General features: G+C 49.7%; 19 protein-coding genes. 18 read left to right on the plus strand and 1 reads right to left on the minus strand.

Annotated elements, in window-relative coordinates; all coding sequences use genetic code 11:
* Positions 1–51 precede the first annotated feature (51 nt).
* The 18 genes from Q3886_RS01105 to dnaB all read left to right on the plus strand — a co-directional run bounded on the left by Q3886_RS01105 (position 52) and on the right by dnaB (position 24093).
* Positions 52–1524: a TolC family protein gene (locus tag Q3886_RS01105; protein ID WP_301859284.1), complete on the plus strand. Its 1473-nt coding sequence runs from the start codon at positions 52–54 to the stop codon at positions 1522–1524.
* Between the two features lie 203 nt (positions 1525–1727).
* Positions 1728–6023 carry a translocation/assembly module TamB domain-containing protein gene (locus Q3886_RS01110; RefSeq protein ID WP_301859285.1) on the plus strand — a complete coding sequence of 1432 codons (4296 nt, stop codon included), beginning with the start codon at positions 1728–1730 and terminating at the stop codon, positions 6021–6023.
* 361 nt (positions 6024–6384) lie between these two features.
* Positions 6385–8592 carry an outer membrane protein assembly factor gene (locus tag Q3886_RS01115; RefSeq protein WP_301859286.1) on the plus strand — a complete coding sequence of 736 codons (2208 nt, stop codon included), beginning with the start codon at positions 6385–6387 and terminating at the stop codon, positions 8590–8592.
* A 135-nt stretch (positions 8593–8727) separates the two neighbouring features.
* The gene (locus Q3886_RS01120; RefSeq protein WP_301859287.1) at positions 8728–9213 is read left to right on the plus strand and encodes an OmpH family outer membrane protein; all 486 of its coding nucleotides are present in this window, start codon (positions 8728–8730) and stop codon (positions 9211–9213) included.
* An 11-nt stretch (positions 9214–9224) separates the two neighbouring features.
* Positions 9225–10169: an OmpH family outer membrane protein gene (locus Q3886_RS01125; RefSeq protein ID WP_301859288.1), complete on the plus strand. Its 945-nt coding sequence runs from the start codon at positions 9225–9227 to the stop codon at positions 10167–10169.
* Positions 10170–10183: 14 nt separating this feature from the next.
* Complete coding sequence (locus tag Q3886_RS01130; RefSeq protein ID WP_301859289.1) at positions 10184–10603, plus strand: OmpH family outer membrane protein; 420 nt, start codon at positions 10184–10186, stop codon at positions 10601–10603.
* Positions 10604–10617: 14 nt separating this feature from the next.
* The gene (lpxD, locus tag Q3886_RS01135) at positions 10618–11646 is read left to right on the plus strand and encodes a UDP-3-O-(3-hydroxymyristoyl)glucosamine N-acyltransferase (RefSeq protein WP_301859290.1); all 1029 of its coding nucleotides are present in this window, start codon (positions 10618–10620) and stop codon (positions 11644–11646) included.
* Positions 11647–11657: 11 nt separating this feature from the next.
* Positions 11658–12554, plus strand: coding sequence for a lysophospholipid acyltransferase family protein (locus tag Q3886_RS01140; RefSeq protein ID WP_301859291.1), 897 nt, complete (start codon positions 11658–11660; stop codon positions 12552–12554).
* A 91-nt stretch (positions 12555–12645) separates the two neighbouring features.
* Positions 12646–12975 carry a helix-turn-helix transcriptional regulator gene (locus Q3886_RS01145; RefSeq protein ID WP_301859292.1) on the plus strand — a complete coding sequence of 110 codons (330 nt, stop codon included), beginning with the start codon at positions 12646–12648 and terminating at the stop codon, positions 12973–12975.
* A gap of 38 nt (positions 12976–13013) precedes the next feature.
* On the plus strand, positions 13014–13523 hold the full coding sequence (locus Q3886_RS01150; RefSeq protein WP_301859301.1) for a histidine phosphatase family protein: 510 nt from the start codon (positions 13014–13016) through the stop codon (positions 13521–13523).
* Complete coding sequence (gene thiD / locus Q3886_RS01155) at positions 13520–14323, plus strand: bifunctional hydroxymethylpyrimidine kinase/phosphomethylpyrimidine kinase (protein WP_301859293.1); 804 nt, start codon at positions 13520–13522, stop codon at positions 14321–14323. The genes Q3886_RS01150 and thiD overlap by 4 nt, the downstream gene beginning before the upstream one ends.
* 18 nt (positions 14324–14341) lie before the next feature.
* Entirely contained in the window at positions 14342–15238 is an 897-nt protein-coding gene (locus Q3886_RS01160; protein WP_301859294.1) for a hypothetical protein, read from the plus strand.
* Between the two features lie 384 nt (positions 15239–15622).
* The gene (locus Q3886_RS01165; protein WP_367881538.1) at positions 15623–17284 is read left to right on the plus strand and encodes a ribonuclease J; all 1662 of its coding nucleotides are present in this window, start codon (positions 15623–15625) and stop codon (positions 17282–17284) included.
* 84 nt (positions 17285–17368) lie between these two features.
* Positions 17369–18328: a YybS family protein gene (locus tag Q3886_RS01170; RefSeq protein ID WP_301859296.1), complete on the plus strand. Its 960-nt coding sequence runs from the start codon at positions 17369–17371 to the stop codon at positions 18326–18328.
* 17 nt (positions 18329–18345) lie between these two features.
* Positions 18346–20361 (plus strand): DHH family phosphoesterase, encoded by a 2016-nt coding sequence (locus Q3886_RS01175; protein WP_301859297.1) that lies wholly within the window; start codon positions 18346–18348, stop codon positions 20359–20361.
* Positions 20358–20804, plus strand: a complete 447-nt coding sequence (gene rplI / locus Q3886_RS01180; protein ID WP_301859298.1) for a 50S ribosomal protein L9 — start codon at positions 20358–20360, stop codon at positions 20802–20804. The genes Q3886_RS01175 and rplI overlap by 4 nt, the downstream gene beginning before the upstream one ends.
* Positions 20805–20843: 39 nt before the next feature.
* Entirely contained in the window at positions 20844–22760 is a 1917-nt protein-coding gene (lonC, locus tag Q3886_RS01185) for a Lon family ATP-dependent protease (protein ID WP_301859299.1), read from the plus strand.
* A 4-nt stretch (positions 22761–22764) separates the two neighbouring features.
* Entirely contained in the window at positions 22765–24093 is a 1329-nt protein-coding gene (dnaB, locus tag Q3886_RS01190; RefSeq protein ID WP_301859300.1) for a replicative DNA helicase, read from the plus strand.
* Here the strand turns inward: dnaB and Q3886_RS01195 are convergent.
* Positions 24090–24974: epoxyqueuosine reductase (locus Q3886_RS01195; protein ID WP_367881539.1), on the minus strand; the 885-nt coding region annotated here is incomplete at its 5' end. The genes dnaB and Q3886_RS01195 overlap by 4 nt on opposite strands.

Consider the following 24974-nt stretch of genomic DNA (forward strand, 5'->3'; position numbering starts at 1 on the left):
ATGTATTTTAAGATATTTTTATATAGATTATTAGGATATGGGGGAACGAAGATGAAGAAGATGTATAGAAATATGCTTGTTGCCATGATGCTTACTGCCATGGGAGGAACGGCGCTGGCTGCAGATACTGCTGTCCGTCCTGTTGATATTACGCCGGAACTGCGGGAGGAGCTGGCTCAGAAAATTGCCGATGATGCAGCTCAGAGCGCACAGAGAGCGGCTGCAGAACGGGCGAAGACGAAGGAAGTCGATCCTGTCATCGTCGTCGGCCGTGTGGCACCGGATCAGGCAGTGGACCTGACGCTGCCCAAAACGGTCCGCATGGCTCTTGATTACAACAGGGATATTAAAAATGCACACTATAGTCTGAAAAGTGCAGAATATAGCATTGATGAAGCGCGGGCCGGGAAAATGCCGGAAGTAAGTTATACCTTCGACGCCGGCCGGTCCAAGACATCCAGTGCCATGGGATCTACCATGGGCAACAGTTTTGGCAACGGCCTGAATGTGACGATTCCTATTTATACGGGCGGGTTGGTTGAAGGAAACATTGCCGTAGCCAAGCTGGGCAAGACGACGGCGCAGGAAGAAATTCTCCGTGTCGAACAGGCTACGAAACTGGCTGCTGTACAGGGATATTTTGGACTTCTTGCCTACGAAGAACTGCAGGGAGTCTATCATGAATCGGTAACCAACCTTCAGGGCCACCTGGATAATGTAACGGCTCAGTATAATGTCGGCACTGTAGCCAAACTGGATGTTCTTACGTCTAACGTATCGCTGGCCAATGCCAAGACCGATGCCGTTACGGCCGACAACAACGTTGCCAATGCCGAAGCCAATCTGAATAATATTCTGGGCTTGCCGCTGCAGACCAAACTGGTTCTGTCTGATCATACGCTGCCTTTTGATACGTATGATATTTCCCTGCAGGAAGCACTGGACTATGCCATGAAGTACAGACCGGAAGTTCTCCAGGCAGCTCTCAGTGTCCAGTCGGCAGAAGAAAATATCGGCATTGCCGGAGCCGGCAATAAGCCGACCGTATCGGTCAGTGCCGGAGAAAACTGGAGTGATGACACCTTCCCAGGCACGAGCAATAATGGCTGGAAAGTAGCCGGCGGCGTGACATTTAAATTTTATGACGGCGGCGCAACCAAGGCCAAGGTAAATCAGGCAAAACAGGCGCTGCTGACGGCCCGCGAAACGGAACAGAAAACCCGTGAAGCTGTACAGCTGGAAGTAAAGCAGGCGTATCTCAATATTCGCAGTGCAGCTCAGAAAGTAGAAGCAACGCAGTCGGCAGTGGCCCAGGCAGAAGAAAGCTTTAAAATTGCCCGCGTCCGCTATCAGGCCGGTGTTGGCATTAACCTGGATGTTCTCGACGCTCAGCTCAATCTGAACCAGGCTAAGACCAATCATATTCAGGCTTTGTACGACTATAATGTCGGCATTGCTCAGCTGGAACAGGCTATGGGCGTCGATGTCCGTTCCGGCGTCATCCATCCGGAAGCACGTCAGTAGTCCTGAAATTGTGTCCAGTAGCGGCAGTTGGATTATCAATAAGAAAGCAGGGCGGAAAACAAAGTTAAACGTTTTTTAACAATTTGCGTATACTGCGTGTTTTCTGGCCTCTGTTTCTTGATTTTACACAATAGCATAGGTAGAATAAAGGGAGAATTGTAGTTATACAGTTTTCCCTTTATCTGTATATAAGGAGTTCCTTTGTGAAGAAAAAATGGATAGCAGGCTGTGCCGTGTCGGCCTTCTTTTTATCAGCGTGCGTGGTATTCTGGATGGAAAAGCCGGCATTGACACAGATGCTGAACGATACCGTACGGACAACAGCAAACAGTAAATTGAATGGAACCCTGTCGTTTGACTCTATGGATATTTCCCTGTCCGGTAAAGTCATTATTTCCCGGCCCGTTATCCGGGATACAGCCGGACAGGTCGTTTTGGAGGGAGACGATGTACAGGTATATGTCAATCCCAGTAAGATACTGCCGTCTCTGCGCAAAGGAGCAGTGCTGGAAGCACTGGATACGATTGATATTCGCAAGCCTGTGCTGCATGTGTGGGAAGGCAGTGATGGCACCTGGAATATAGCCTCTCTGATTCGAACGAACAACGAAACGAAGGATACAGGATTTCGCGGTACTGTACGGCTGGAGGAAGGGACTGTAAGGACCCGGCTTCCTGGGGGACAGCTCGTCGTGATGGATAATCTGCAGGGAGGCCTGTCTTTTGCCAATTATCCGACGAATCTGGCTGTCAATGCCGATGGGTATGTAGATGGACAGGCCGTCAGTGTATCCGGTACGTATAAGTCTTCTCGACACTACAATGTAGTCGTACAGGCCCGTAAAATAAACGCACTGTATGGTGTTCCCTTTCTGCCTGGCAATGTAGATGTAGCTCTTCACAGCGGGACTGTTGAAAATGTGAAAGTCCGCGTTGCCAATGACCGGAAAGGCTTTTTCCTGTCCGGCCAGGCTGATGTATCCAATGGTTCGGCATCGGCATACGGTGTCGATATTGGTGATGTAACGGGGCATGTAGATGTATCCAGCCATGATGTCAAACTCCGTCAGCTTCGTGGTACCGTAAACGGACAGGCCTTCAGGGCTGACGGGACGGTAGTAACCAATGGCAGTGAACCTGTTTTCGATATAGCTGTCGATGCGCCAAGTGTGTCCCTTGACGCCTTTTCCGACATACTGCCCGTTTCTGCAGAAGGAACGGCAGGCTTTTCCGGTAAGATCTGGGGATCAGCCAGTCGACTGAATGGGCAGGGAAAACTGCATCTGTCGCATGTGTCTTACAATGGCTGGTCTCTGGATGAAGGATCCATGGATATTTCCTACAGTGATCATGTACTGCAGGCTGCTAACCTGGAACTTTCCGGATGGGGAGGAACGGTTCGCGGCAAGGCCACCTATCAGGATAATACTGGTGCCTATGCGGCTTCCCTTCAGGCTGAGCACATCGATTTGTCGCAAGTGCCGCAGGTATCTCCGGCTGTTGCAGGCTCTATTGACGGGACCGTGCAGGTTTCCGGCAACAGTCAGGACCATTCTGTATGGGCTGCAGCGCATGTTGAGGCGGCAGGCTTGTCCTGTAACGGACTGGATGTGCAGAACCTTTCTGCTGATGCTACGTACGCCAATGATATCGTGCAACTTGCTGATTTGCGCGCATCTGTCGGCGGCGGCACCATTCAGGGCGGCGGCACCTATGATGTGGCTTCCCGCATTCCGGATATTTCCTTTACAGCCCATGAGATTCCTCTGGATGTGGCAAGCCCCTATGCCGGCATTCCCATGTCCGGAACGGCCTCTCTGACGGGACATGTGTACGGATCAGACTGGAACTGGGATGTACAGTTCAATGCAGCCAACGGCGCTGTTCAGCAGATGCCTTTTGACAGCATTGACGGCTCCGTACGGGGCAGAGGCCGGATCATAGAGATTCCTGCATTGTACTGGCGGTATGTAGATGGCGTTCATACCCTGCAGGGGCGGGCAGATTTAGACAGCCGGGAAGTGCAGGGCTCCCTGAAAACAGAACACATGCGGATTGAAAAGCTCTTGCCGGCCATAGGCAGAAGCGATATTCCCATGACCGGCTGGGCTGATAATGTCGTGACCTTCAGCGGTCCTGTTGATCAGCTGAAGGCGTCTGGTGCCTTTCGTCTGACCAGCGGTTCCTACAGCGGCTATTTATATAAAAATATCAGTGCTGACTACCGTGTCGATGATGGAACGGTATACCTGAAGAACGGCGATATTTCATCATACAATGCGTCTGTATCTCTTGCTGGCTCTATTGGCAAATCCCTTGATCTTACGATTGAAGGCCGGCAGCTGGACATTGCCCGCATGATGCCGGGAAATAAACTGCCTCGCAGCGGACTGTTCAACATCAAGGCTCATGTTGGCGGGACCATGGACAATCCTGCTGCCAGTGGAGAACTGCGGTCAGACAGCCTGACGATTAACGGCATGCCGCTGACGAATGTTCATGGCGATTTTGCCTATTATGACCGTATGATGCGCCTGACTGATCTGCATGTAGAGCAAAATGGCGGTTCTTTTGACGGCAACTTGCTGTACCGGACAGAAGATGGCCTGATTCGGGGCATGGCCAGCGTACAGGGCGGCGATATTGCCAGTGCGCTGAAACTGGCAGGTGTACCTGTTCAGAACGTAGAAGGACGGGTAGACGGCCGTGTCGATTTAAGCGGTACCCTGCACAACCCGACAGCAGCGATTCAGGGCTCTGTTTCCCAGGCTTCCCTGGCCGGCATGGCTGTGTCACCGACTGACATAGATGTTAAACTGGAAAATGGCGTCATTACGGTAAATAAACTGGCCCTGGAAGCCGGCAGCAGTTTGCTGGCTGCCCAGGGAACCTATGCGATCCACGGACCGGCGGCCATTCAGTTTGCAGCACGTAATTTTCCATCTAAAGTTTTGCTGGGAATTGCCGGGCGGGATGACATTCAGGTTGATGCACCTATTGATTTTTCTGCTGAACTGGGCGGTTCCGGTGACGATCTTACGGCGAATGTATCTGCTCAGCTGGGCAGCGGTACGATTAACGGCATTTCCTTTACCAATGCCGTTGCCATGCTCAATATTGGTGACGGAAACATTCACATTCAGCAGGCCTATTTGGCGCGGGATCCCTATAAGGCCGCAGCTTACGGTGACATACCGGTCAGTGCTCTTCACGGCGGCCGGGGAGCGGAACCGATGAATGTAACGGTCAAGCTGGATAATGCCGGCCTGGATGCGCTGACTTTTCTGACTCCCTGGATTACCAGCGCTCAAGGCGATATTACAGGTTCTCTGAAAATCGGCGGCACCCTGGCAGATCCGCAAATTTATGGCTCACTGGGCGTTCAGGACGGATCCATGCAGATTCGCGGCATTTCCTATCCCCTTCGCAGTATAACGGGGCAGCTTGCTTTTAACGGCACTTCAGCTTCTGTCGAAGGATCAGCAACGATGGATAAGGAGGGGGCGAAACATCCCGGCACCGTAGCGCTGCAGGGACAGGCATCCTGGCAGGGGTGGCAGTTTACCAAGTACAGCGGTTCCCTTGATGCGGACCGGCTGGCTGTGGACAGTGCATACTTTACAGGTCCCTTGACGGGTCATTTGAGTATTGCCCCAGGTGATGCATATCCGCGGCTGGGCGGTATTATTACAGTGGATAACGCAACTATCGATGTGCCTCTCAGCTTATCGGAAAGTACAGTAGCTCCCAATGTGGAATTAGACGTTACCCTGGCGCTGGGGGATAAAGTTCGGTTGTATAATCCGGCATTATATGATTTAATGGTAAACGGGGCTGTAACATTTAAGGGCACAGCCAGTCATCCTGCTCCATCGGGACGGTTTGAAGCCAATGGCGGAAAAATCCATTACTTGGATACGAATTTCTCCATCAGTAAAGCCAAAGCTGATTTTTCGCAGATGGATTCGTTCCTGCCGGTTATCGATCTGGAAGGGACGAGCCGCGTAGGCCAGTATAATGTGCTGCTGACACTGCGGGGGCCAGTAGATTCTATGGATATGCTTCTCCGTTCCAATCCGCCGCTGACGAGACAGCAGATTATTTCACTTATTACGCTGCGCAACAGCAGTGGCAAACAGCAAAGTTCGTTGACAGAAGAAGATATGAATGCCCTGGTGGGCTCAGGTATTCGCCTGACCCTGAACAGTCTGGGTATTACGCAGGAACTGGAACGGGCTTTGTCTCTCGATATGGTTACCGTTACCAATGGCTCCCTGGACCTGGCTGATAAAAATACGGATATGAGCCGCAACTACTATAACATTGAAATGGGCAAGTATTTGTTCAACAACTTTATGGTTACGGCAGCCTTTGGCCTGAACCATGATGACAATCGGTTTGGTATCCAGTATGATTTGGGCAGCAAGTTCAGTCTGAATGCCTGGACGTCAGATGACAATGCCTTTGCCGGCGGCCTGTACCGCTATTCCTTCTGGTAGGAAAAGGGAAGGGCCGTTTATCCATGATGGTCTTTGCAAAAAATATGTAATTTCGTGCAAAAATACAAAAAAAGGGGATTGACAACAGATTTCATTGCTAGTATGCTGAATTTGTTACTCTTTTTGGTACAACCACGGCGGGGCATATAAAAACCGTTGTGCCGGCAGCATAGAGCCAGGTTGTACAAGTTGATTCAATGGCATGAATGGCTGAGACAGTACCTGGTTTATGCTATGAGATAAAGCCAGTACTGATTCACATAAACTGTATCGGTGCCGGAAGGCAGATACGGACTGCTGTACGCAATGTAATGGCTAGTTACATCGTACAGAGATTACGAAATACTAAACGGAGGTTTTTATGAATACGCGAAAAAAGAAAATTCTTGCCCTCATGATTACCAGTGCTATGATGACATGCAGCGTTTGGGCAGCTGATGATGGGGTTACTGGGTATGAGCCGACAAGCGGCGGCACTGCTAATAAAGCGTCCAGTCCCGCACCGGCAGCAGATGATAAGGTAGGCGTCAATGCCGTCGTCACCTCAGCAGCCGATGCTTCTACAGATGCTGCCATGAAAGGTGCGAAATCGGGACTGACCGGGTATGAAACGGAAGAAGAAATGGCAGAAATTGCCAGCGGAAAATCTCCGTCAGAAGTACAGCTGCAGGCAGAAGAAGCTGTACAGGCCGCTGCGGCAGCACAGGCTGCGGCTGCTCCCAAACCGGTAGCTGAGACCCTTCCCGGCAAGGCCGTACAATTCCCGGCCAGTCTGCCTAATTACCAAATTGATACGACCGTTCCCGGTTATCCCATGGTCGTCGTGCCGCAGGGACAGGAAGGAAATCTTCCCTATGGAGACTTAGTGGCCGATTCTGATGTAGCTCCCTATGCAGGAAAACTGGCGACTTCCGTTACGGTCAGCCCCGTGCCGGACAGCCGTATAGAAGCACAGATTCTGCCGCGCCTGGCTATGCGTGTCGGCGATGCTGTCAATATTGACTATATTCGCCATGACTTGAACGTCATCGGTTCGACTGGATTATTTTCGACAATTAAACCGGCCTTTACCAATGTTCCTGAAGGGGTGGCGCTGAATTATACGGTTCAGCTTAATCCCGTCGTCAAAGGTGTGGAATTTGCCGGCAACGAATCTATTCCTACGGACGAACTGGAAAAACTCGTTTCTGTTACGCCTAATTCGGTGCTGAATACGTCTATTGTCAGCCATGATATTGCTGCCATTAATACGCTGTATGGTAATGCCGGCTACATGATGAGCCGCGTATCGGCTGTAAATATGGATGACAAGGGCATTCTCCATATCGGCATTTCCGAAGCACATGTAGAAAGCATTATTCTGCGGGGCAATACGAAGACGCGGGACAAAGTTATTCTGCGGGAACTGCGGTTTAAAAAAGGCGATATTTTCAATAAAGAAGTAGCCAGCCGCAGTATTCAGCGCGTGTACAACACGGGCTATTTTGAAGATGTCAACGTCCGCCTGCTGCCAGGGAAAAAGAATCCTCAAGACGTTATTGTCGAACTGGACGTAGTAGAACAGAAAACAGGCTCTATTACGATCGGTGCGGGCTATTCCGATTCTGACGGCCTTGTAGGTATTCTGGGCCTGAGCGAAACGAACCTTCGCGGCACAGGCGATAAGGTCAGCATTAACTGGGAATTTGGCGGCAATACCGACTCGGATCGGAACTATATTTTCTCCTATACCCATCCGTATCTTAACGATGCCGGCGATTCCATTGGCTTCAGCATTTACGACCGCGAATCGGAATATGATGACTACGATGAAAACGGTGATTCTGTTGCCGATTACGATAAACGGACAACTGGCGGCAGCGTTACGTACGGCCGGGCCCGCAGTGAATATGTGAGCGACTTCTTTACACTGGAATCGAAAAAGACCAAATATACGGAATATAACAGTGGTTTAGATTATGAAACATTAGACCGAGAAAATTATCCTGGCTATGAAGACTACATGGACAATAACTTTGGCCAGACCAACAGCCTGAGCTGGTCCCATGTATTCGACAACCGCGACAACGTCTATGATCCGACGCGGGGCAAGCGCCTGTCCTTTACAGGGTTCTGGGCTGGCAACGGTCTGGGTGGTGACTTTGATTACTTCAAGTTCATTGCTGAAAACCGCCTGTACTACAAAGTCGGCCGGGCCCATGTCATTGCCGTACGGCTCATGGGCGGCATTGCGACAGGCGATATGCCGTACAATGATCTGTTTACCTTGGGCGGCGCCGATAATCTCCGCGGCTACGAAGATGATGAATTCCGCGGCAACAAGATGTATCAGGCTACTGTTGAATACCGGTATCCTATTGCCAAGAAGATTCAGGGCGTGTTCTTTGCCGACATGGGTAATGCCTGGGATGGCACGGAAAACATTCCCTGGTACCACAACAGTAATAAGATCCATTATTCAGGAGGCCTTGGATTCCGCATTACGACGCCAATCGGTCCGGTTCGGCTGGACTATGCTATGAGCTCAGAAGGGGGCAAGTTCCACTTCAGCTTCGGCGGTAAGTTCTAAGGATAGTATGATAAAGAAATAGGATGCTTTGCCTGGCAGCAGGCTCCGGCATGGCCGGAGCCTGTGCTGACCGGGCCGGCATCTGCACAGGTGAGATTTTTGTCTGTATATAGGCGAAAGGGTGAATGTACGATTATGATGGCAGAAATGGGTAAGAAACGAAACATTAAGATTTTTTCCGGCGTTATTGCGCTGATATTTGTTCTGAGTATTGCCGGACTGGCTGTAATGCAGATGGGCAATCCCGTAAATGCTGCACCGTCCAGTAATATTGGCGTCGTCGATATGAGCAAAGTCATTACGCCGGACAATCAGGATGCGGTAGATATGCAAAAGCAACTGCAGCAGGCCGGTGAAGATATGCAGAAGCAGTTTGAAGAACAGTCGGCCAACATGACAGATGAACAGAAGCAGGAACTGTTCCAGAAGATGCAGGGCGATATGGCCAAGAAACGTGACGAAATTTTTAAGGGATTACAAGATAAAATTAACACGGCTGTTGGCAATGTAGCCAATACGAAGGGACTGAGCCTCGTTGTCGACAAGCGCGCCGTTTTATATGGCGGTACAGATATTACCGACCAGGTTACGAAAGAACTGAACAACAGTCAGTCTAAATAAGGAAGGCCGCAATGAATCGGAGATATGCAGTGCTGGTGGGCATTCTCGTCGTTGTTCTGTCCATTGTTCTGTCCATTGGTCTGGGACTGTATACGTTTAAGCGGCCGCAGCCGGTTCCGGAGGCGGCCATGCCGGTATATGCCTATGCCGATGTGGAGCACATCCTGATGAGTCATCCCCGGTACAGCGAGTATCACCGCCTGGAACTGGAATATAATGCCATGGTGGCGCAGTATCAGTTTGAGCAATGGAACTATTCTCATAAAGCCGCTGCTGAAGGCCCTGTATCCCGGCAATTTGCTGCCGTAGATGCGGCAGGAACAGAGGCATTGAATCAGGAGCTGAAAGCCCGAATTGCTTTGAAGGAAAACGAGCTGAATCATGGCCTGCAGCAGCAATATGAGAAGCTGGTGCAGGAAAAAAAGAAAACCCAGACTGTCATTTCCAATGCAGATAATCTTAAGATTGTCAATTTACGGCTCAAGTTACAGAATCTGATGCTGACGGAAGAAGAAAAAAAGGAAGCAGAAGAAGAATTGAACCGCCTTCTGAGCGCAGCTGGAACGGACGTAAAGGTTACGAATCAGACAGCTGCGGAAATCGATGCGGCTATGGCCCCGTATAGGGAAGAAGCAAAAAAGACGCTGACTGACTATATGGCAACGGTCAAAGCGGAATTGGAACAGCGCCAGCAGAACAGCCGCAGCGCCTTTGATCAGCAACTGGCAACGATTCAGGACCGGCCAGATCCGGCGATCTGGAATCAGCAGTGGAAAGAGAAGCTTGAACAACAAGAACGGCAGATGAATGATGTAAAAACCGCGATTATGGCGGATATCCGTGAAAAAGCAGGCGATGTAGCTCAGGAAAAAGGCATCGATATGATTTTTGGCGAATATGCCGGCATAGGAACGGCAATTGATGTAACAGATGATATTATTGCCAAACTGGCGTAACAGGAGGAACGGGAATGAGCAGAAGTTGGAAGCGCCTGGCCGCAGCGGCAGTCCTTGCCCTTTCGGCAGGCGTTCTTGCCGGCTGCGGCGGTGCCGATAATGTAGGTGTCGTCGATATGCAGCGCGTGCAGAAAGAAGCGCCGCTGGTGCAGCAGTACAAGACGAAAACAGAAGAAAAGCAGAAATCTGTAGAACAGGAACTGCAAAGTGCCAAGGGAACTGTATCTGATGAAGAATATCAGAAAAAGCAGCAGCAGGCACAGCAGGAACTGAATATTTTTGCCGCCAGTATGCAGCGGCAGTTTATGTCCGATATTCAAAGCAAGCTGGCTGAAGTTGCCAAAACGAAGAATGTCGGCATTGTCGTCATTAAAGATGCCGTGCCTAATGGCGGTATTGATGTGACGGACGAATTAATTGCAAAATTGCAGTAAAGGGGTTGTCTACAGTGAAAAAAACAGTACAGGAATTAGCCGAGTTTCTTGGCGGTAAGGTCATTGGTAACGGCGAGGTTCTTATTGATGACGTAAAAGGGCTGGCAGAAGCAGGAACGACGGATATTTCTTTTGCCGTCGATCCGTATACGGAATATTTGCCGCAAGTTCATGCCGGTGCCGTCATCGTAGAAAAAGAAGTTCCTGCCGGCGATAATACGCTCATTGTCGTAGAAAATCCCCGCCTGGCCTTTTCAAAACTCCTCGTACTGTTTCATCCCCGCCAGTCTGTCGAATCAGGTATCCATCCTTCGGCTGTTATCGACAATACTGCCTCTGTTGGTACCGGTACGGCCGTTATGGCTTATGCAGTTGTTGGGAAGCATGTCAGCATTGGCGAAGATTGTACGATATACCCTTATGTCTTTATTGGTGACAACGTGAAAATTGGCAGGGGGACGGTTATTTTTCCCGGCGCTGTTATTCATGAAAACTGCGTATTAGGCGAACGGAACGTCATTCGTGCCCATGCCGTTATTGGCGGCGAAGGCTTTGGCTTTGCCACGAAAGATGGGCGGCATACGCGAATTCCTCAGATTGGCAATGTTGAAATCGGCGATGACGTTGAAATCGGCGCATGTACCTGCATCGACAATGCTACGTTGGGATCGACGAAAGTAGCCAGAGGCACGAAAATTGACAATCTCGTCCATTTAGGACATAATGTTGAAATTGGTGAAGATTGCTTTATTATTGCACAGACAGGCATTGCCGGCAGTACAAAAGCTGGCAATCATGTTATTTTTGCCGGTCAGACTGGCTGTACAGGCCATATTACGATTGGCGACAATGCCGTGTTTGCCGGAAAGTCAGGAATTGTCGGCAATATGGAAGGCAATCAGACCTATGCCGGCTTTCCGGCCCGTCCTCACATGGAATGGAGCCGGACGCAGGTCTACATTAAACGGCTGCCGGAAATGGCTAAAACAATTAAAGCCCTGGAAGAGAAGATTGCTGCCTTGGAAAAGAAGGCTGACAAATAAAGGAGAGCTGTATGTATACATTCATGAAAGTACTTGGTTGTATCGTGTGCCATCTACCGGAGGGAATGCGTCGTCAGTTTGGTGTCTTTCTGGGATGGTTTTTCTGGACCTTTGTGCCGATGAAGCGGAAGCGTCTGGCCCAGCAGCAAATCCTGGACTGCGGCATTACAGAAGATCCGCAGCAGGCCATGGCCATTGCCAAAGCCAGTACAGTACGCTTCGGCCCCATGATAATAGAAGTCCTTTCGTATCCATTGTATACAAAAGACGTGCTGGCAAAAAAAATTACTTTCGTAGGGCAGGAATATTTGGAAGACCTGAAAAAAAGCGGCGAAGGGGCTGTTTTTATGGCTTCCCATGCCGGTAACTGGGAGCTTCTCGGCGCAGCGCTGGCCATGAATGGATATCCGCTGATTTCGGTTGCCCAAGAACAGAACAACAAAGGCGCCGATCGGTTTATCAATGAATATCGGACCATGATGAAGCAGCACGTTACGTATAAAACGGGGATTCGTGATATGATCCGGTTTCTGGCTGAAGGCCGCTATATTGGACTACTCATGGATCAGGATCCTGGATACGCAGGCATTATGGTCAAGCTGTTTGGCAGAAATACGCTGACTCCAGATGGTCCGGCAAAACTGGCTTCCCTCAGCAATTATCCGATTGTGACCGTCTTTATTCATGAAGACCGGCCATATCATCATGTAATTGAAGTGCTGCCGCCATTTCGTCCCTGGCCACTTGGCGAGAAAAAGACAAAAGAGGAAAAAAAGCGTATCATATACGAGGTAACGCAGCGGCTTAATGACCGCCTGGAAGCACATCTTCGCGCTTATCCGGAAGATTGGTTCTGGCTGCATAATCGCTGGAAATGGACGAAGCGCTATGAAGAGAAACGACAGTAACTGGAAAACCGCCGCATACAGAAGCAAGGCCTGTCTGTATTCGGCGGTTTTATAAAAACAGAACACTCCGCAGGGATGGGAGAGATAACTTGTGGAACAGAAATTAACATGGAAGCAGTCGGCACTGCGTCAGCCGGCTTTGATACAACAATATATACAGCCATTAGCAGATATCTTTAAAGTTCTTGGTGATCCGACGCGGCTGCGAATTTTGCAGACTCTTATGGAAGGGGAACGATGTGTCCGGGATATTAGCGACCAAATCCAGATGGGCCAGTCTGCCGTGTCTCATCAGCTGCGGATTTTGCGGGATGCCCGGCTCGTCCAGTTCCGGCGCGACGGTAAAGTCGTATATTATTCTCTGGCAGATAATCATGTATTTACCTTGCTGTCCGTAGGCCTGGAACATGTTGCGGAATAAAGCAAGTGTACACTGCAGGACAAAGGAGTGTGAAAACAATGTATGTCTGCTTAATGCGCCATGGCAAAGCGGAACCGTATACTGCCGGCTGTGATGATGGAGCGCGCAAACTGGTAGATAAAGGAAAAAAGCAGGTTGCTGCCGTGGCGGAAACGGCACCTATCTGGTGGCCTGCCGGAAAGACCGTCATATGGACCAGCCCATATATACGCGCCCGTCAGACTGCTGAATATATGTATCAGTCTATTTCCTGTACGGAAATGCATACTCATGAGGCAATTGCTTCCGGCAATTGGGATGCTGTGTACAGACAGATCCTTTGCCCGGCAGCGGCAGATACGATATGCATTGTCGGCCATTCCCCCTATTTAGATCAGTGGGCTTCCCGCTGGACTGGCAGTACACTCGAGTTTAAGACAGGCAGTATTGCCCTGTTTTCCTATGATCCCTATGCAGGCGCTGCCGGAGGCGGCAAGTTATTGCTGTACCTCCATCCGGAAACTGCCAAACAGATGTATGGCAACTGTAAAAAGGAGGGGTTTATATGATGAAACACGTATTATCCATTGCCGGCACCGATCCATCCGGCGGCGCTGGTGCATCTGCAGACTGCAAGACCTTTTGTGCCCATGGCTGCTATGCCTTGAATGTTATTACAGCCGTCGTTTCGCAGAATACGCAGGGCGTACGCGGGTATATGGATGTTACGCCGGAACTGATAGCCTCGCAGCTGGATGCGGTCTTTGAAGATATTGACGTCGATGCTGTTAAAATTGGAATGGTCAGCGTACCGGAAACGATCCGCATTATTGCTGATAAGCTGCGGCAGTACGATGCACCTGTGACCGTTGTTGATCCCGTAATGGTGGCGACAAGCGGACATCGGCTGCTGGCTCCGGAAGCGGAAAAAACACTGACAGAAGTGCTGCTGCCATTAGCTGATGTACTGACACCGAATATACCGGAAGCCGAAGTGCTTACAGGCCAGCCGATTGAAACGCTGGCACAGATGAAAAAGGCAGCCCAGGATATTGCTGCCATGGGCCCGCAGGCGGTTCTGGTCAAAGGCGGTCACCGGACAGCGGATGCGACGGATATTTTGTACAGCCGCGGCGAGTTCTACTACTTTGAAGGACAGCGCGTGAACAGCACGAGTACCCATGGTACAGGTTGTTCCCTGTCCAGTGCCATTGCGGCTAATTTGGCCAATGGCCTGGCTCTGCCGGAAGCCGTTCGGGAAGCAAAATTCTTTGTATATGAAGGAATTCGTCATGCTGAACCTATTGGCAAAGGGCATGGGCCGATTCATCACTTTTACTCGCTGTATAAAAAAGCAGGATTGCTGTAATCAAGAGGAGGAATAACAATGAAGTTTTCTTGGAAACGAGCTGTCTGCGCTGCAGCTTCTGTCATGCTGCTGAGCAGCAGTGCAGCTGCCGCCGAATCTGCTGATGTTTCGGCAGCACAGGTAAGCACAGTATCGGCAGAGGCAGTATATGAACAGGCTGCGCAGCATATGGCGGCCCACCCGGAAGGAAACTATGTGATTCAGATGAATATGAACATGCCCTTTGTCGGTTCTGTGGCAGCCAAAACGACACTGGATATGCAGGTAGATCCGAAGTTTGCCGCCCAAAGTCAGACGGAACTGAATATACTGGGGAAATCCTATGCCGTACAGGGATATGCAGAACAGCAGGGGAATATTCTCCATCTGTACTATGGAAAGCAGGACGAAGGTGCGATGCACTGGAAACATCGGGAAGAAACGCTGAAGAGCGATGCCCCCATTGGCAAAACGGCTGCCGGCAAAAAGCGGAATGTCATGGCCGGCGTCAAGGCCGTTACTCCTGCCGGGACAGGACAATATAAGGTAGTATTTGATGCATCGCGGCTGTATACAGATGCTGATAAGGCAGAATGGAAACAGAAGGGACTGACAGACCAGCAGATTGCCATGCTTTCAAAGGTACTGCAGGCACTGCAGCAGGCTGGTGATGTAACGGCTGTCGTTACGATTGACGGGCAGACCCAGCGCATTTCCCGTGTCGTGCTGCCGCTGACGCCGCAGCTGCGGACTGCTGTTCAGGCTGCCTTTAGCCTGTCTTCCCTGTCTGAAGCAGATAAGGCGATTGTGTCGCAGTTCGTCCAGTACAGTGATATGTCTCTTCAGATAGACTGCAGAGACCTTCCGAGTCATACGGTTATCGCAGTGCCTGACGAAGTTAGAAGACAGGCAGAAAACAGCATATCAGCTCATTAGATGTTGGCTTTATTTTGAGGCAGCGGCGTTTTCGGTCAGGGACAGACAGAAAAGCGCCGCTGTTTTTCTGTATTGTTTTACTACTGGTTAATACAAAATGCACTAAATACTATAAAAAAGGGCAACTTTTTTGTGTAATTCAGAGAAATTTGCCTGCAAATTATTGACAGAAAATCAGAAATAACGGAAAATATGATAGAAGACGTAAGTCTATTATTGTTCGTTATATCTGAAAGCGGGCGCATCATACGCAGAAATACGTGTAGTACGGACGGCAGGCGTAGGGATGTGCATGGCAGGGGGTACGCAGCTGTATGGGGCAGCAGTGTAAAACCGGCAGAACGTGAGAACGGATAAATACAGTACAAACAGGAGGTAACTATTTTGGCTAAAAAGGAAAAACTCTTAGTCATTCCTCTGGGGGGCCTGGGAGAAATCGGCAAAAATATGACGGTTATCCAATATGGAAATGATATTGTCGTCATTGATGCCGGACTGGCTTTCCCAGATGATGACATGTTCGGCATTGACCTGGTTATTCCGGATATGAGCTATTTAATTGAAAACAGGGATAAAGTGCGGGCTGTTGTCATCACCCACGGGCATGAAGACCATATTGGCGGCCTGGCATATTTACTGAATGAAGTAAATGTGCCTGTATACGCAACCAAACTGGTATGTGGCCTTATTGAAGGCAAATTAAAGGAAAATCATATTACTAATTATGAACTGAATGAAGTGCATCACGGCGATGAAGTACAGATTGGCTGTATGCGAGTTGGATTTATTCATACAAACCATTCTATTCCAGATGCCAGTGCACTGTATTTCAAGACACCTGTAGGTACGATCGTTCATACCGGTGACTTCAAGGTGGATTTGACGCCTGTTGACGGCCGGCTCATGGATATTCATAAATTTTCTGACCTTGGGCGCCGCGGCGTGCTGCTTCTCATGTCTGATAGTACCAATGCAGAACGTCCTGGATATACAGAGTCTGAAATTACCGTAGGCCATGCGTTTCGCAAAGCCTTCCGCGCTGCAGCGGGACGTATTATTCTGGCAACATTTGCGTCCAATATTTCCCGTATTCAGCAGGCTATTAATACGGCTGTGCAGTTTAAGCGCAAAGTGGCTGTACTGGGACGGAGTATGGTCAATAACGTTCAGATTGCCATTGAGCTGGGGTATCTGGACGTGCCTGAAGGCGTCCTGATTGAAGCCGATGAACTGAACCGCTACCCGGCAGATCAGATTCTGATTTTGACGACAGGCAGCCAGGGTGAACCGATGGCCGGGCTGTCCCGTATGGCTTCGAATAACCACCGCAGCGTCAGCATCATGCCAGGCGATACGGTCATCATATCGGCAACGCCTATTCCGGGCAATGAAACCGGTGTAGGCCGCACCATTGACAACCTCATGAAGCTTGGAGCCAATGTTATTGCCGGCAGAGACAAGAAAATTCATGTATCTGGCCACGCCAGTCAGGAAGAATTGAAGCTCATGCTCGATTTAATCCGGCCTAAGTACTTTATTCCCGTTCATGGAGAATACCGCATGCTGAAACAGCACGGGGAATTGGCTGTCATGATGGGAGTCGAAAAAGATCATGTCCTCATTGGTGATAACGGACAGATCTTTGAATTTTCCAGCCGTTCCGGCCACAAAACGGGCCGTGTCAATGCAGGCCGCGTCTTTGTCGATGGTCTCGGTGTCGGCGATGTCGGCAACATTGTCATTCGCGATCGGCAACAGCTGGCCATGGAAGGGGTGGTCATCGTCGTCATGACGCTGGCCAAAGGGACGAGTCACGCCCTGGCCGGTCCGGATATCGTATCGCGCGGATTCGTGTATGTCCGTGATTCTGAAGAACTGATCAGTGAAGCCCATGACCGCGTCGCTGCCGTATTGGAACGGTGTGAAGCCGGAAATATCCGTGAATGGGCCGTTATTAAATCGCAGGTCCGGGATACGCTCAGCCGGTATTTGTATGAAAAAACACGGCGCCGCCCCATGATCTTGCCGATTATTATGGAAGTATAACTATATACAGGAGAGTCTTATGGGATTTTCCGTGTGCAAGGTGCAGGCATTTGCTCTGCACCTTGTTTTGTGAAAGGAGAGGATATGATGGAGCCGAAGCGTATTACGCCGATTACAACGGCGGGCTGCTTCGCCGCAATCTTGCTGATTTTGGCTGTTCTCAGCAGATATGTGCCTTTTTTCTCGTATGTTGGCTATTTTATCATGCCTATTCCCGTTACGATTATTTACATGAAATTCGGTCTGCGCCAGGCCGTTATGCTGGGAATTGTCGTAGGTATACTCATGAGTGTTTTCATCGATCCCTTGTCGGCAGTCATTCAGATGATTACCTTTTCTTCTGTCGGCCTGGCTTTGGGCGCCGGATTCCAGCGGAACTGGCCGCCTGTCAAGATGCTGGGACTCGTTACAGCCGCCCTGATTGGCGCATCCATCTTGCTGATGGGAGCCATGTATGCCCTGATGGATCTCAATGTATTCACCATGCTGGACAGTGCCTTTGATATGGTATCAGAACAGGCTATTGAGCAGTATAAAAACAGCGGCATGTCAGACGTGCAGCTGGCTGAAACCAAAATGCAGCTTCAGGAAATGCGCCGCCTTCTGCCGTCTATGCTGCCCATGTTCATGTGTCTGGCCATGGCTATCGTTGCCTATATCAATGTAAAGGTTTCTCAATTGGTACTGCAGCGCCTTGGCTTTTCGATTCAGCCCTTTTTGCCGATTCGTTATTGGGAAATACCGCGCGGTGTGATATACTTATATGTATTGGCGTTAGTCATGAAATACTGGGGTACGACGCGGAACATTGAATGGCTTAACAGTATCGGCGTGAATCTGAATCAAATGGCATTCTTTTTCATTTGTATTGAAGGATTGGCCTTTGTGCTCTATTTTCTGGACCGACGCTTCCACATTCGCACGGCCTTGCAGGTTATGCTTATCGTTCTGTTTTTTATTATGCCTCTCTTTTCGTATGCCGCTTTCATCATCGGCATTATGGATTTATTGACGAATTACCGTAAAAAACAGCGCTCTGTGTAAGATTCAGGGGGAGAATTATGTTTAAGAAAATGCTGTCGCGGCGAAGTGCGGAACCGGCATATTGCATTATGGTTCTGCTTTTAGCAATTATTGCCGTATATAATTGGGTTATTGCTCTGCTGGGCCTTATCCTCATCGTTGGGGCCTATGTGCTGACCCGTAAAAATACGAATGAGCGGCGACGGGAAATTAATCAGTTATTTGATGCAATTTCACGCAGTGTAGACCAGGCATCGACGTATGCCGTGCAAAATCTTCCTATTGGCATTGCCATTGTCGACATGCAGTCCAGTTTGTGCTGGGCCAACAGCGTGTTTCGCGACTGGATTGGCGATATCGATAACGACCAGAAACTGGATCACATTATGCCTAACCTCAAAATTGATAAATTCTGGGGGAAGTTTGGCTACTTTTTTGAACATATTGGTCAGCGGTATTACCGTGTTGTCTACAAATATTTGCAGACCGAAGCGGCAGAAGATGACAACTACCTCATATTATATTTTGAAGATATTACAGAAACGGAAATGCAAAAGCTGAACTGCATTGCTGCCGTTCCCGTTATTTGTGACATTGAAATCGATAATATGGAAGAAGTCGGTAAGGGCATGTCTTCTGTGCAGCAGACAACGTTGTGGACGAATGTCAATAACTGTCTGATTGATGAACTTACTGCATATGGCGGATTTGTACGGGCTTATGGAAATCAGAAGTACTTTGCCTGCCTGAGCCGTAAAGCCTTAAATACACTTAAAGACGACAACTTTTCCTTTTTTGAAAAAATTCGCATGATTCACACGGTAAATCGCATTCCCGTGACGATCAGCATGGGTGTGGCCGCTTTTCCGGAAGAGGATATCACTAAGGGCATGGTCAATTTTAATGAGCTGGCCGATAAAGCACAGGCCGGACTGGATCTGGCTCTTGGGCGCGGCGGCGATCAGGCTGTCGTATATGAAGAGGACGGCTCACCTCACTTTTATGGCGGCAAGACCCGTTCTGTAGAAAAAAATACCCGTGTCCGGGCCCGCGTGGTGGCTCAGGCTATTCATGAACTGATTGATACGAGTGATCTGGTTCTTGTTATGGGTCATGAACGGGAAGATTATGACAGCATCGGTTCAGCCGTCGGCGTAGCTCATATGGCGCGGCTGGCCGGAAAGGATGTCCATATCGTCGTCAGCAAGCAGACTGACGCTATTCGGCGGCTGGAAAAGCAAATATTGGATATTGCAAAATTTAAAGATCTGCTCATTACTGCTGAAATTGCCGAAGAACTGTGCAACAGTCAGACCCTGTTGTTTATTGTTGACACGAGCAGACCGGACATGACCGTAGCGCCGTCACTGATGGATAAAACAGATCAGCGTGTCGTTATTGACCATCACCGCCGCAGTTCTGATTTCATCAAAAAGCCACTGCTTACGTATATTGAACCGTCCAGTTCGTCAACTAGCGAACTGGTGACGGAACTGCTGCAGTATTATCAGGATGATGTGGAACTGGAAAAAATCGAAGCGACAGCACTGTATGCCGGCATTATTGTGGATACGAAAAACTTTGCTGTCCAAACCGGTGTACGTACCTTTGATGCAGCTTCCTATCTGCGCCGCTGCGGCGCTGATCCGGAAATTGTGCGGGAACTGTTTCGTTCTGATTTTGTTACGGTTCAGAATAAAGCAAAAATTTTATCAGCAGCCCAGATTAACGATGGCATTGCCATTGCCTGCTGCCCGCCTGGTATCGAAAATGCTACGATTACGGCGGCCCAAATTGCCGATATGCTCATTAATATAGATAATGTAGAAGCAAGCTTTACATTTTACGAATTATCAGATGATTGTATTGGCGTCAGCGCCCGTTCTACTGGCGATATTAACGTACAGCTCGTCATGGAAGCCTTAGGCGGCGGCGGTCATCGGACGGTTGCCGGTGCCCAGCTCAGAGGCCGTACGATGGATGAAGCCAAAAAAGACGTCATGGCGGCGCTGAGGGAAGTTGTAAATAAAATGAAGGAGACTGAAAAAGAATGAAAGTTATATTACTGCAAGATGTCAAAAAATTGGGAAAAAAAGGAGAAATCGTAGAAGTATCGGAAGGGTATGGCCGGAATTTTCTGATTCCCCGCAAACTGGCTGCTCCCGGAACGGCTGGAAATATTAATGATGCCAAACAGAAACAGGCCGCTGCCAAGCACAAGGCACAGGTTGCGTCTGACGAAGCTGTCGTTCTGGCCAGTCAGCTGAAAAAAGTAGAGCTCACTGTATCTGTAAAAGTCGGTGAAGGCGGCAAGGTTTTTGGCGCTATTACAGGTAAAAATATCAGTGATGCTGCAAAAGAACAATATGGCATTGATCTGGATAAGAAGAAAGTCGAAATTAAGGAACCCATTAAAGCATTGGGAACTTACGATGTAGTCATTCGGGTTCATCCTACCATTACGAGCGTTATTAAAGTCCACGTAGTAGAAGGATAGGGCAAAAGACGGCATGAGCCGTCCTGTGAGGGTACGCGCATGAAAGAATTACTCGATAAATTGCTGCAGCGTCATAAGTATCTGGAACCGACGGCAGAAGAAGAACTGCGCCGTCAGGTCAATGTGCTGTACGGTGCATTTACGGGGCTCATTGGGTCTGAAAAAATGGTGCTTCGGGCCAGTAAGTATTCGGCACTGGCATATATTCATTCTGAAGATCCCCGTCAGCGTCTGGTCGGACTGCAGCGCCTGGTATATGAAGATGCATCGTACGATCGTATTCCTACGGATGACGACGTCGTTGCCGTCATTAATGGACTGGAAAATGTGCTGGCAGAAATGCTGGCCCGCCAGGCCGTAGAAGAACGACTGGAAAAGAAAATTTCCCAGCGTATGGAAGAAAAACAGCAGGAATATGTTCAGGAAATCAAGATGCAGCTGATTAAAGAAGAGATGCAGGATGTCGAAACACCGCAGACCCGGCGCAAGCTCGATGAGCTGAAGAAACTGGATCAGATTCAGCTGGCCGAGTCTATTATGGAACGGGTGCGGCCTAAACGGCTCAGCAATATTGTCGGACAGGCGCGGGCTGTTGAGGCTATGCAGAGCAAGCTGGCTTCTGTATATCCGCAGCACTTGCTGCTGTATGGGCCGCCCGGTGTGGGCAAGACGACAGCAGCCCGCATTGTTCTGAATGAAGCCAAACAGCTTCCCTTTACCCCTTTTGGGCCAGATGCACCGTTTGTTGAAACTGACGGCACGACGCTGCGCTGGGACTCCCGGGACATGACCAATCCTCTGCTTGGTTCCGTACACGATCCTATTTATCAGGGGGCTCGCCGGGATCTGGCTGATACGGGCATTCCGGAGCCCAAGCCCGGCCTGGTAACGGAAGCCCATGGCGGCATTCTGTTTATTGATGAAATTGGCGAAATGGACCCTATGCTGCTGAACAAGCTGCTGAAAGTGCTGGAAGATAAAAAAGTTAAATTTGAGTCTGCCTATTATGATGAAGAAGATCCGTCAGTGCCGCAGTATATCAAAAAGCTGTTTGCCGAAGGTGCGCCGGCTGATTTTATTCTCATCGGCGCGACAACGCGGGATCCGTCGGAAATTAATCCGGCAATTCGTTCACGTTGTGCAGAAGTCTTTTTTGAACCCTTAGTTCCGGCAGACATTCAGAAAATTGTAGAACATGCAGCTGCGGAACTGCAGGCTGAGCTGGAAGACGGCGTTGCGGAGCTGATCAGCTCCTTTACCATTGAAGGGCGCAAGGCAGTCAATATTCTGGCAGATACGTACGGTCTGGCCGTATATCAGTCTGGCAGCAAGGAGCACGTGCGGATTACGAAGGAACACGTACACCGGGTGGCACAAATCAGCCGTCTCGTTCCGTATGTGCTGGAAAAAGCCAGTGCTGTTCCTGTAACGGGAAAAGTATTTGGCCTGGGCGTATCCGGATATTTGGGATCGGCTATTGAGATTGAAGCCGTTGCATTTCCGGCCCGGGAACCAGGGAAAGGCTATTACCGGTTTAATGATACAGCCGGATCGATGGCGAAAGATTCCATGTTCAATGCCGCTGCTGTCGTCCGCAGCATTACAGGCAAAGAACTGTCTGATTATGATGTGAACATCAACTTTGTCGGCGGCGGCAATATTGATGGCCCGTCGGCAGGCTGTGCTATTACGACGGCCCTTATTTCGGCCATTACCGGGGTTCCGGTCCGGCAGGACATTGCACTGACTGGGGAAATTTCCATACGCGGTCAGGTCAAGCCCGTCGGCGGTGTGTTTGAAAAGGCCTATGGCGCCAGCCAGGCTGGCATGAAAGCCATCATTATTCCCAAAGAAAATGAGCCAGATCTGCCGGCTCATCATTTGCAATTACAGATTCACAGCGTCACAACTATTCAGGAAGCACTGGATTTGATGCTGGTAAACAGGAGTGAATAACCTTATGGAACAGCGCGTTCCACCGCAGAATGTGGAAGCTGAACAGGCCGTGCTCGGTGCCATGATGCTGGATCACAATGCCGTTGTTACGGCAATGGAAAAACTGGAACCACAGGATTTCTACCGCGACGTGCATCGGACGATTTTTGAAGCCATGGAGCATCTTCATCACGACAATAAAGAAATCGATGTTATTACGCTGCCGGAAGAATTGCGGCGCATGAAGAAGCTCGATGATGTCGGCGGCGTGGAATATGTGCTGAGTCTGCCGACCCTCGTCGCTACGGCAGCGAATATTGAGTATCATGCCGGTATTGTAGCCGAAAAGGCGCTCTCCCGCCGTCTGATTACGACGTGCACGGAAGTGGCAGCCGAGGCTTATGACGGTGAACGAGAACCGGAAGCGCTGCTGGATGATGCAGAACGAAAAATTCTGCAGATTTCAGAAAGCAAGCGGCGCGGTGATTTTGCTCCCGTTGGCGTCGTTGTCGAAGAAACGCTGGATAAAATTACCAAACTATATGAAAATAAAGCCGGTATTACGGGACTGCCTACGGGGTTTCGCGATTTAGACCGCATGACTTCAGGACTGCAGCCGTCAGATTTAATTCTTATTGCAGCCCGCCCCAGTATGGGGAAGACTGCATTTACTCTGAATATTGCGCAGAATGTCGGCGTCCGTCAGCATAAGACAGTGGCGTTCTTTTCGCTGGAAATGTCTCAGGAGCAGCTGGTGCAGCGGTTATTGTGCCAGATTGCTCATATTGATTCGCAGAAGTTGCGGACAGGACAGCTGAATACTGATGAAGAGTGGTCTAAGCTTACCGATGCCTGTGACAAACTGTATCAGGCTCCCATTTATATTGACGATACGCCAGGTATTTCCGTTACAGAAATGCGGTCCAAAGCACGCCGCTTAAAAGCTGAACATGGTCTGGACCTCATTGTCGTCGATTACCTTCAGCTCATGCAGGGACGAAATTCAGAAAGCCGGCAGCAGGAAATATCTGAAATTTCCCGTTCTCTCAAAGCCCTGGCCCGGGAACTGAAAGTGCCGCTCATTGCTTTGTCACAGCTGAGCCGCAGCGTGGAAAGCCGGCAGGACAAACGGCCCATGCTCAGTGACTTGCGTGAATCTGGAGCTCTTGAACAGGATGCAGATATCGTATCGTTCCTATATCGTGAAGATTATTATGATAAGGAAACGGAAAATCAGCATATTACGGAAGTTATCCTGGCCAAGCATCGAAACGGCCCTGTTGGTTCTATTAAACTGTATTTTAAGAGCGAATATACGTTATTTCTTAATTTGGATACGACTCATGAAGCTTAGGTGTCTTCTACAGTCTTCAAATTTCGCAGCAGCGTGTTTTTTCCCCGCCAGGCAAAGGCGCGCTGTCCATAGCATTGATGAAACTGCCGGTTAGACAGCGATGACAGCTGCTCGTACGTAACAGTGGCAAGGCGGTCCTGACAAAACTCTGCAAGAGGCGTCAGGGCCGCTTTTTTGTTGTGGGGACATACATCCTGACAGACATCACAGCCGAAAATCAGCGGCGTCCGTTTCATGACGGCCTCCTCTTCTGCCGTAAAGTCCCCTTTTTTCTGCGTCAAGTACGATTTGCACAGGCGGTAGTCATAGGTGCCGTTATCCAGGCAGGAGCCGGGACAAGCACGGCAGCAGGCACCGCAGTGAAGACATTCCTGCCTTAACGGCTGATCTGGCATAAAGGGCGTCGTAGTTAAGATGCTGCCAATAAAAAAATAGGACCCATATATATCGTTTATAAGACAGTGATTATCGCCAAAGAATCCAAGGCCTGCCTGATAGGCCAGCCAGCGATCTGCCAAAGGGGACGTATCAGCAATAGCCAGACACTGGGAGTGCGGGTAGGTGCGGGTTATCCAGTCCATCATACGGGATAGGTATTCCTTTACGATCAGGTGGTAGTCCCGGCTGCGGCAGTATTGGGCAAGGTTGGCCGGAGTACTGCCGTCGTCACAGCGATAGGGAAATAACACGACGACAATAGACTGACAGCCCGGCAGGAGGGCCTGCGGTGCGTAGCGTTCTGTTCCCTGGCCGGCAGCGAGGGGACAGATAGACTGTCTTTGCTCTGACGGAACAGGCAGGCTGGCCGGGGCGATGCCTGTACAGGTTAAGTGCAGGGCACGGGCCCATCGTTTTAAAGCAGTTGCATCTATGTTCATGGC

The organism is uncultured Megasphaera sp. (assembly GCF_958350005.1).
GTDB lineage: Bacteria > Bacillota > Negativicutes > Veillonellales > Megasphaeraceae > Megasphaera.

Excerpts from the sequence above, each read along its gene's own strand:
- Q3886_RS01120 (WP_301859287.1), top strand. The coding sequence starts at position 8,728 with ATGATGGCAGAAATGGGTAAGAAACGAAACATTAAGATTTTTTCCGGC.
- Q3886_RS01175 (WP_301859297.1), top strand. The coding sequence starts at position 18,346 with ATGTTTAAGAAAATGCTGTCGCGGCGAAGTGCGGAACCGGCATATTGC.
- Q3886_RS01125 (WP_301859288.1), top strand. The coding sequence starts at position 9,225 with ATGAATCGGAGATATGCAGTGCTGGTGGGCATTCTCGTCGTTGTTCTG.
- Q3886_RS01150 (WP_301859301.1), top strand. The coding sequence starts at position 13,014 with ATGTATGTCTGCTTAATGCGCCATGGCAAAGCGGAACCGTATACTGCC.
- Q3886_RS01105 (WP_301859284.1), top strand. The coding sequence starts at position 52 with ATGAAGAAGATGTATAGAAATATGCTTGTTGCCATGATGCTTACTGCC.
- Q3886_RS01160 (WP_301859294.1), top strand. The coding sequence starts at position 14,342 with ATGAAGTTTTCTTGGAAACGAGCTGTCTGCGCTGCAGCTTCTGTCATG.
- dnaB (WP_301859300.1), top strand. The coding sequence starts at position 22,765 with ATGGAACAGCGCGTTCCACCGCAGAATGTGGAAGCTGAACAGGCCGTG.
- Q3886_RS01140 (WP_301859291.1), top strand. The coding sequence starts at position 11,658 with ATGTATACATTCATGAAAGTACTTGGTTGTATCGTGTGCCATCTACCG.
- Q3886_RS01115 (WP_301859286.1), top strand. The coding sequence starts at position 6,385 with ATGAATACGCGAAAAAAGAAAATTCTTGCCCTCATGATTACCAGTGCT.
- Q3886_RS01130 (WP_301859289.1), top strand. The coding sequence starts at position 10,184 with ATGAGCAGAAGTTGGAAGCGCCTGGCCGCAGCGGCAGTCCTTGCCCTT.
- thiD (WP_301859293.1), top strand. The coding sequence starts at position 13,520 with ATGATGAAACACGTATTATCCATTGCCGGCACCGATCCATCCGGCGGC.
- lonC (WP_301859299.1), top strand. The coding sequence starts at position 20,844 with ATGAAAGAATTACTCGATAAATTGCTGCAGCGTCATAAGTATCTGGAA.
- Q3886_RS01170 (WP_301859296.1), top strand. The coding sequence starts at position 17,369 with ATGATGGAGCCGAAGCGTATTACGCCGATTACAACGGCGGGCTGCTTC.
- rplI (WP_301859298.1), top strand. The coding sequence starts at position 20,358 with ATGAAAGTTATATTACTGCAAGATGTCAAAAAATTGGGAAAAAAAGGA.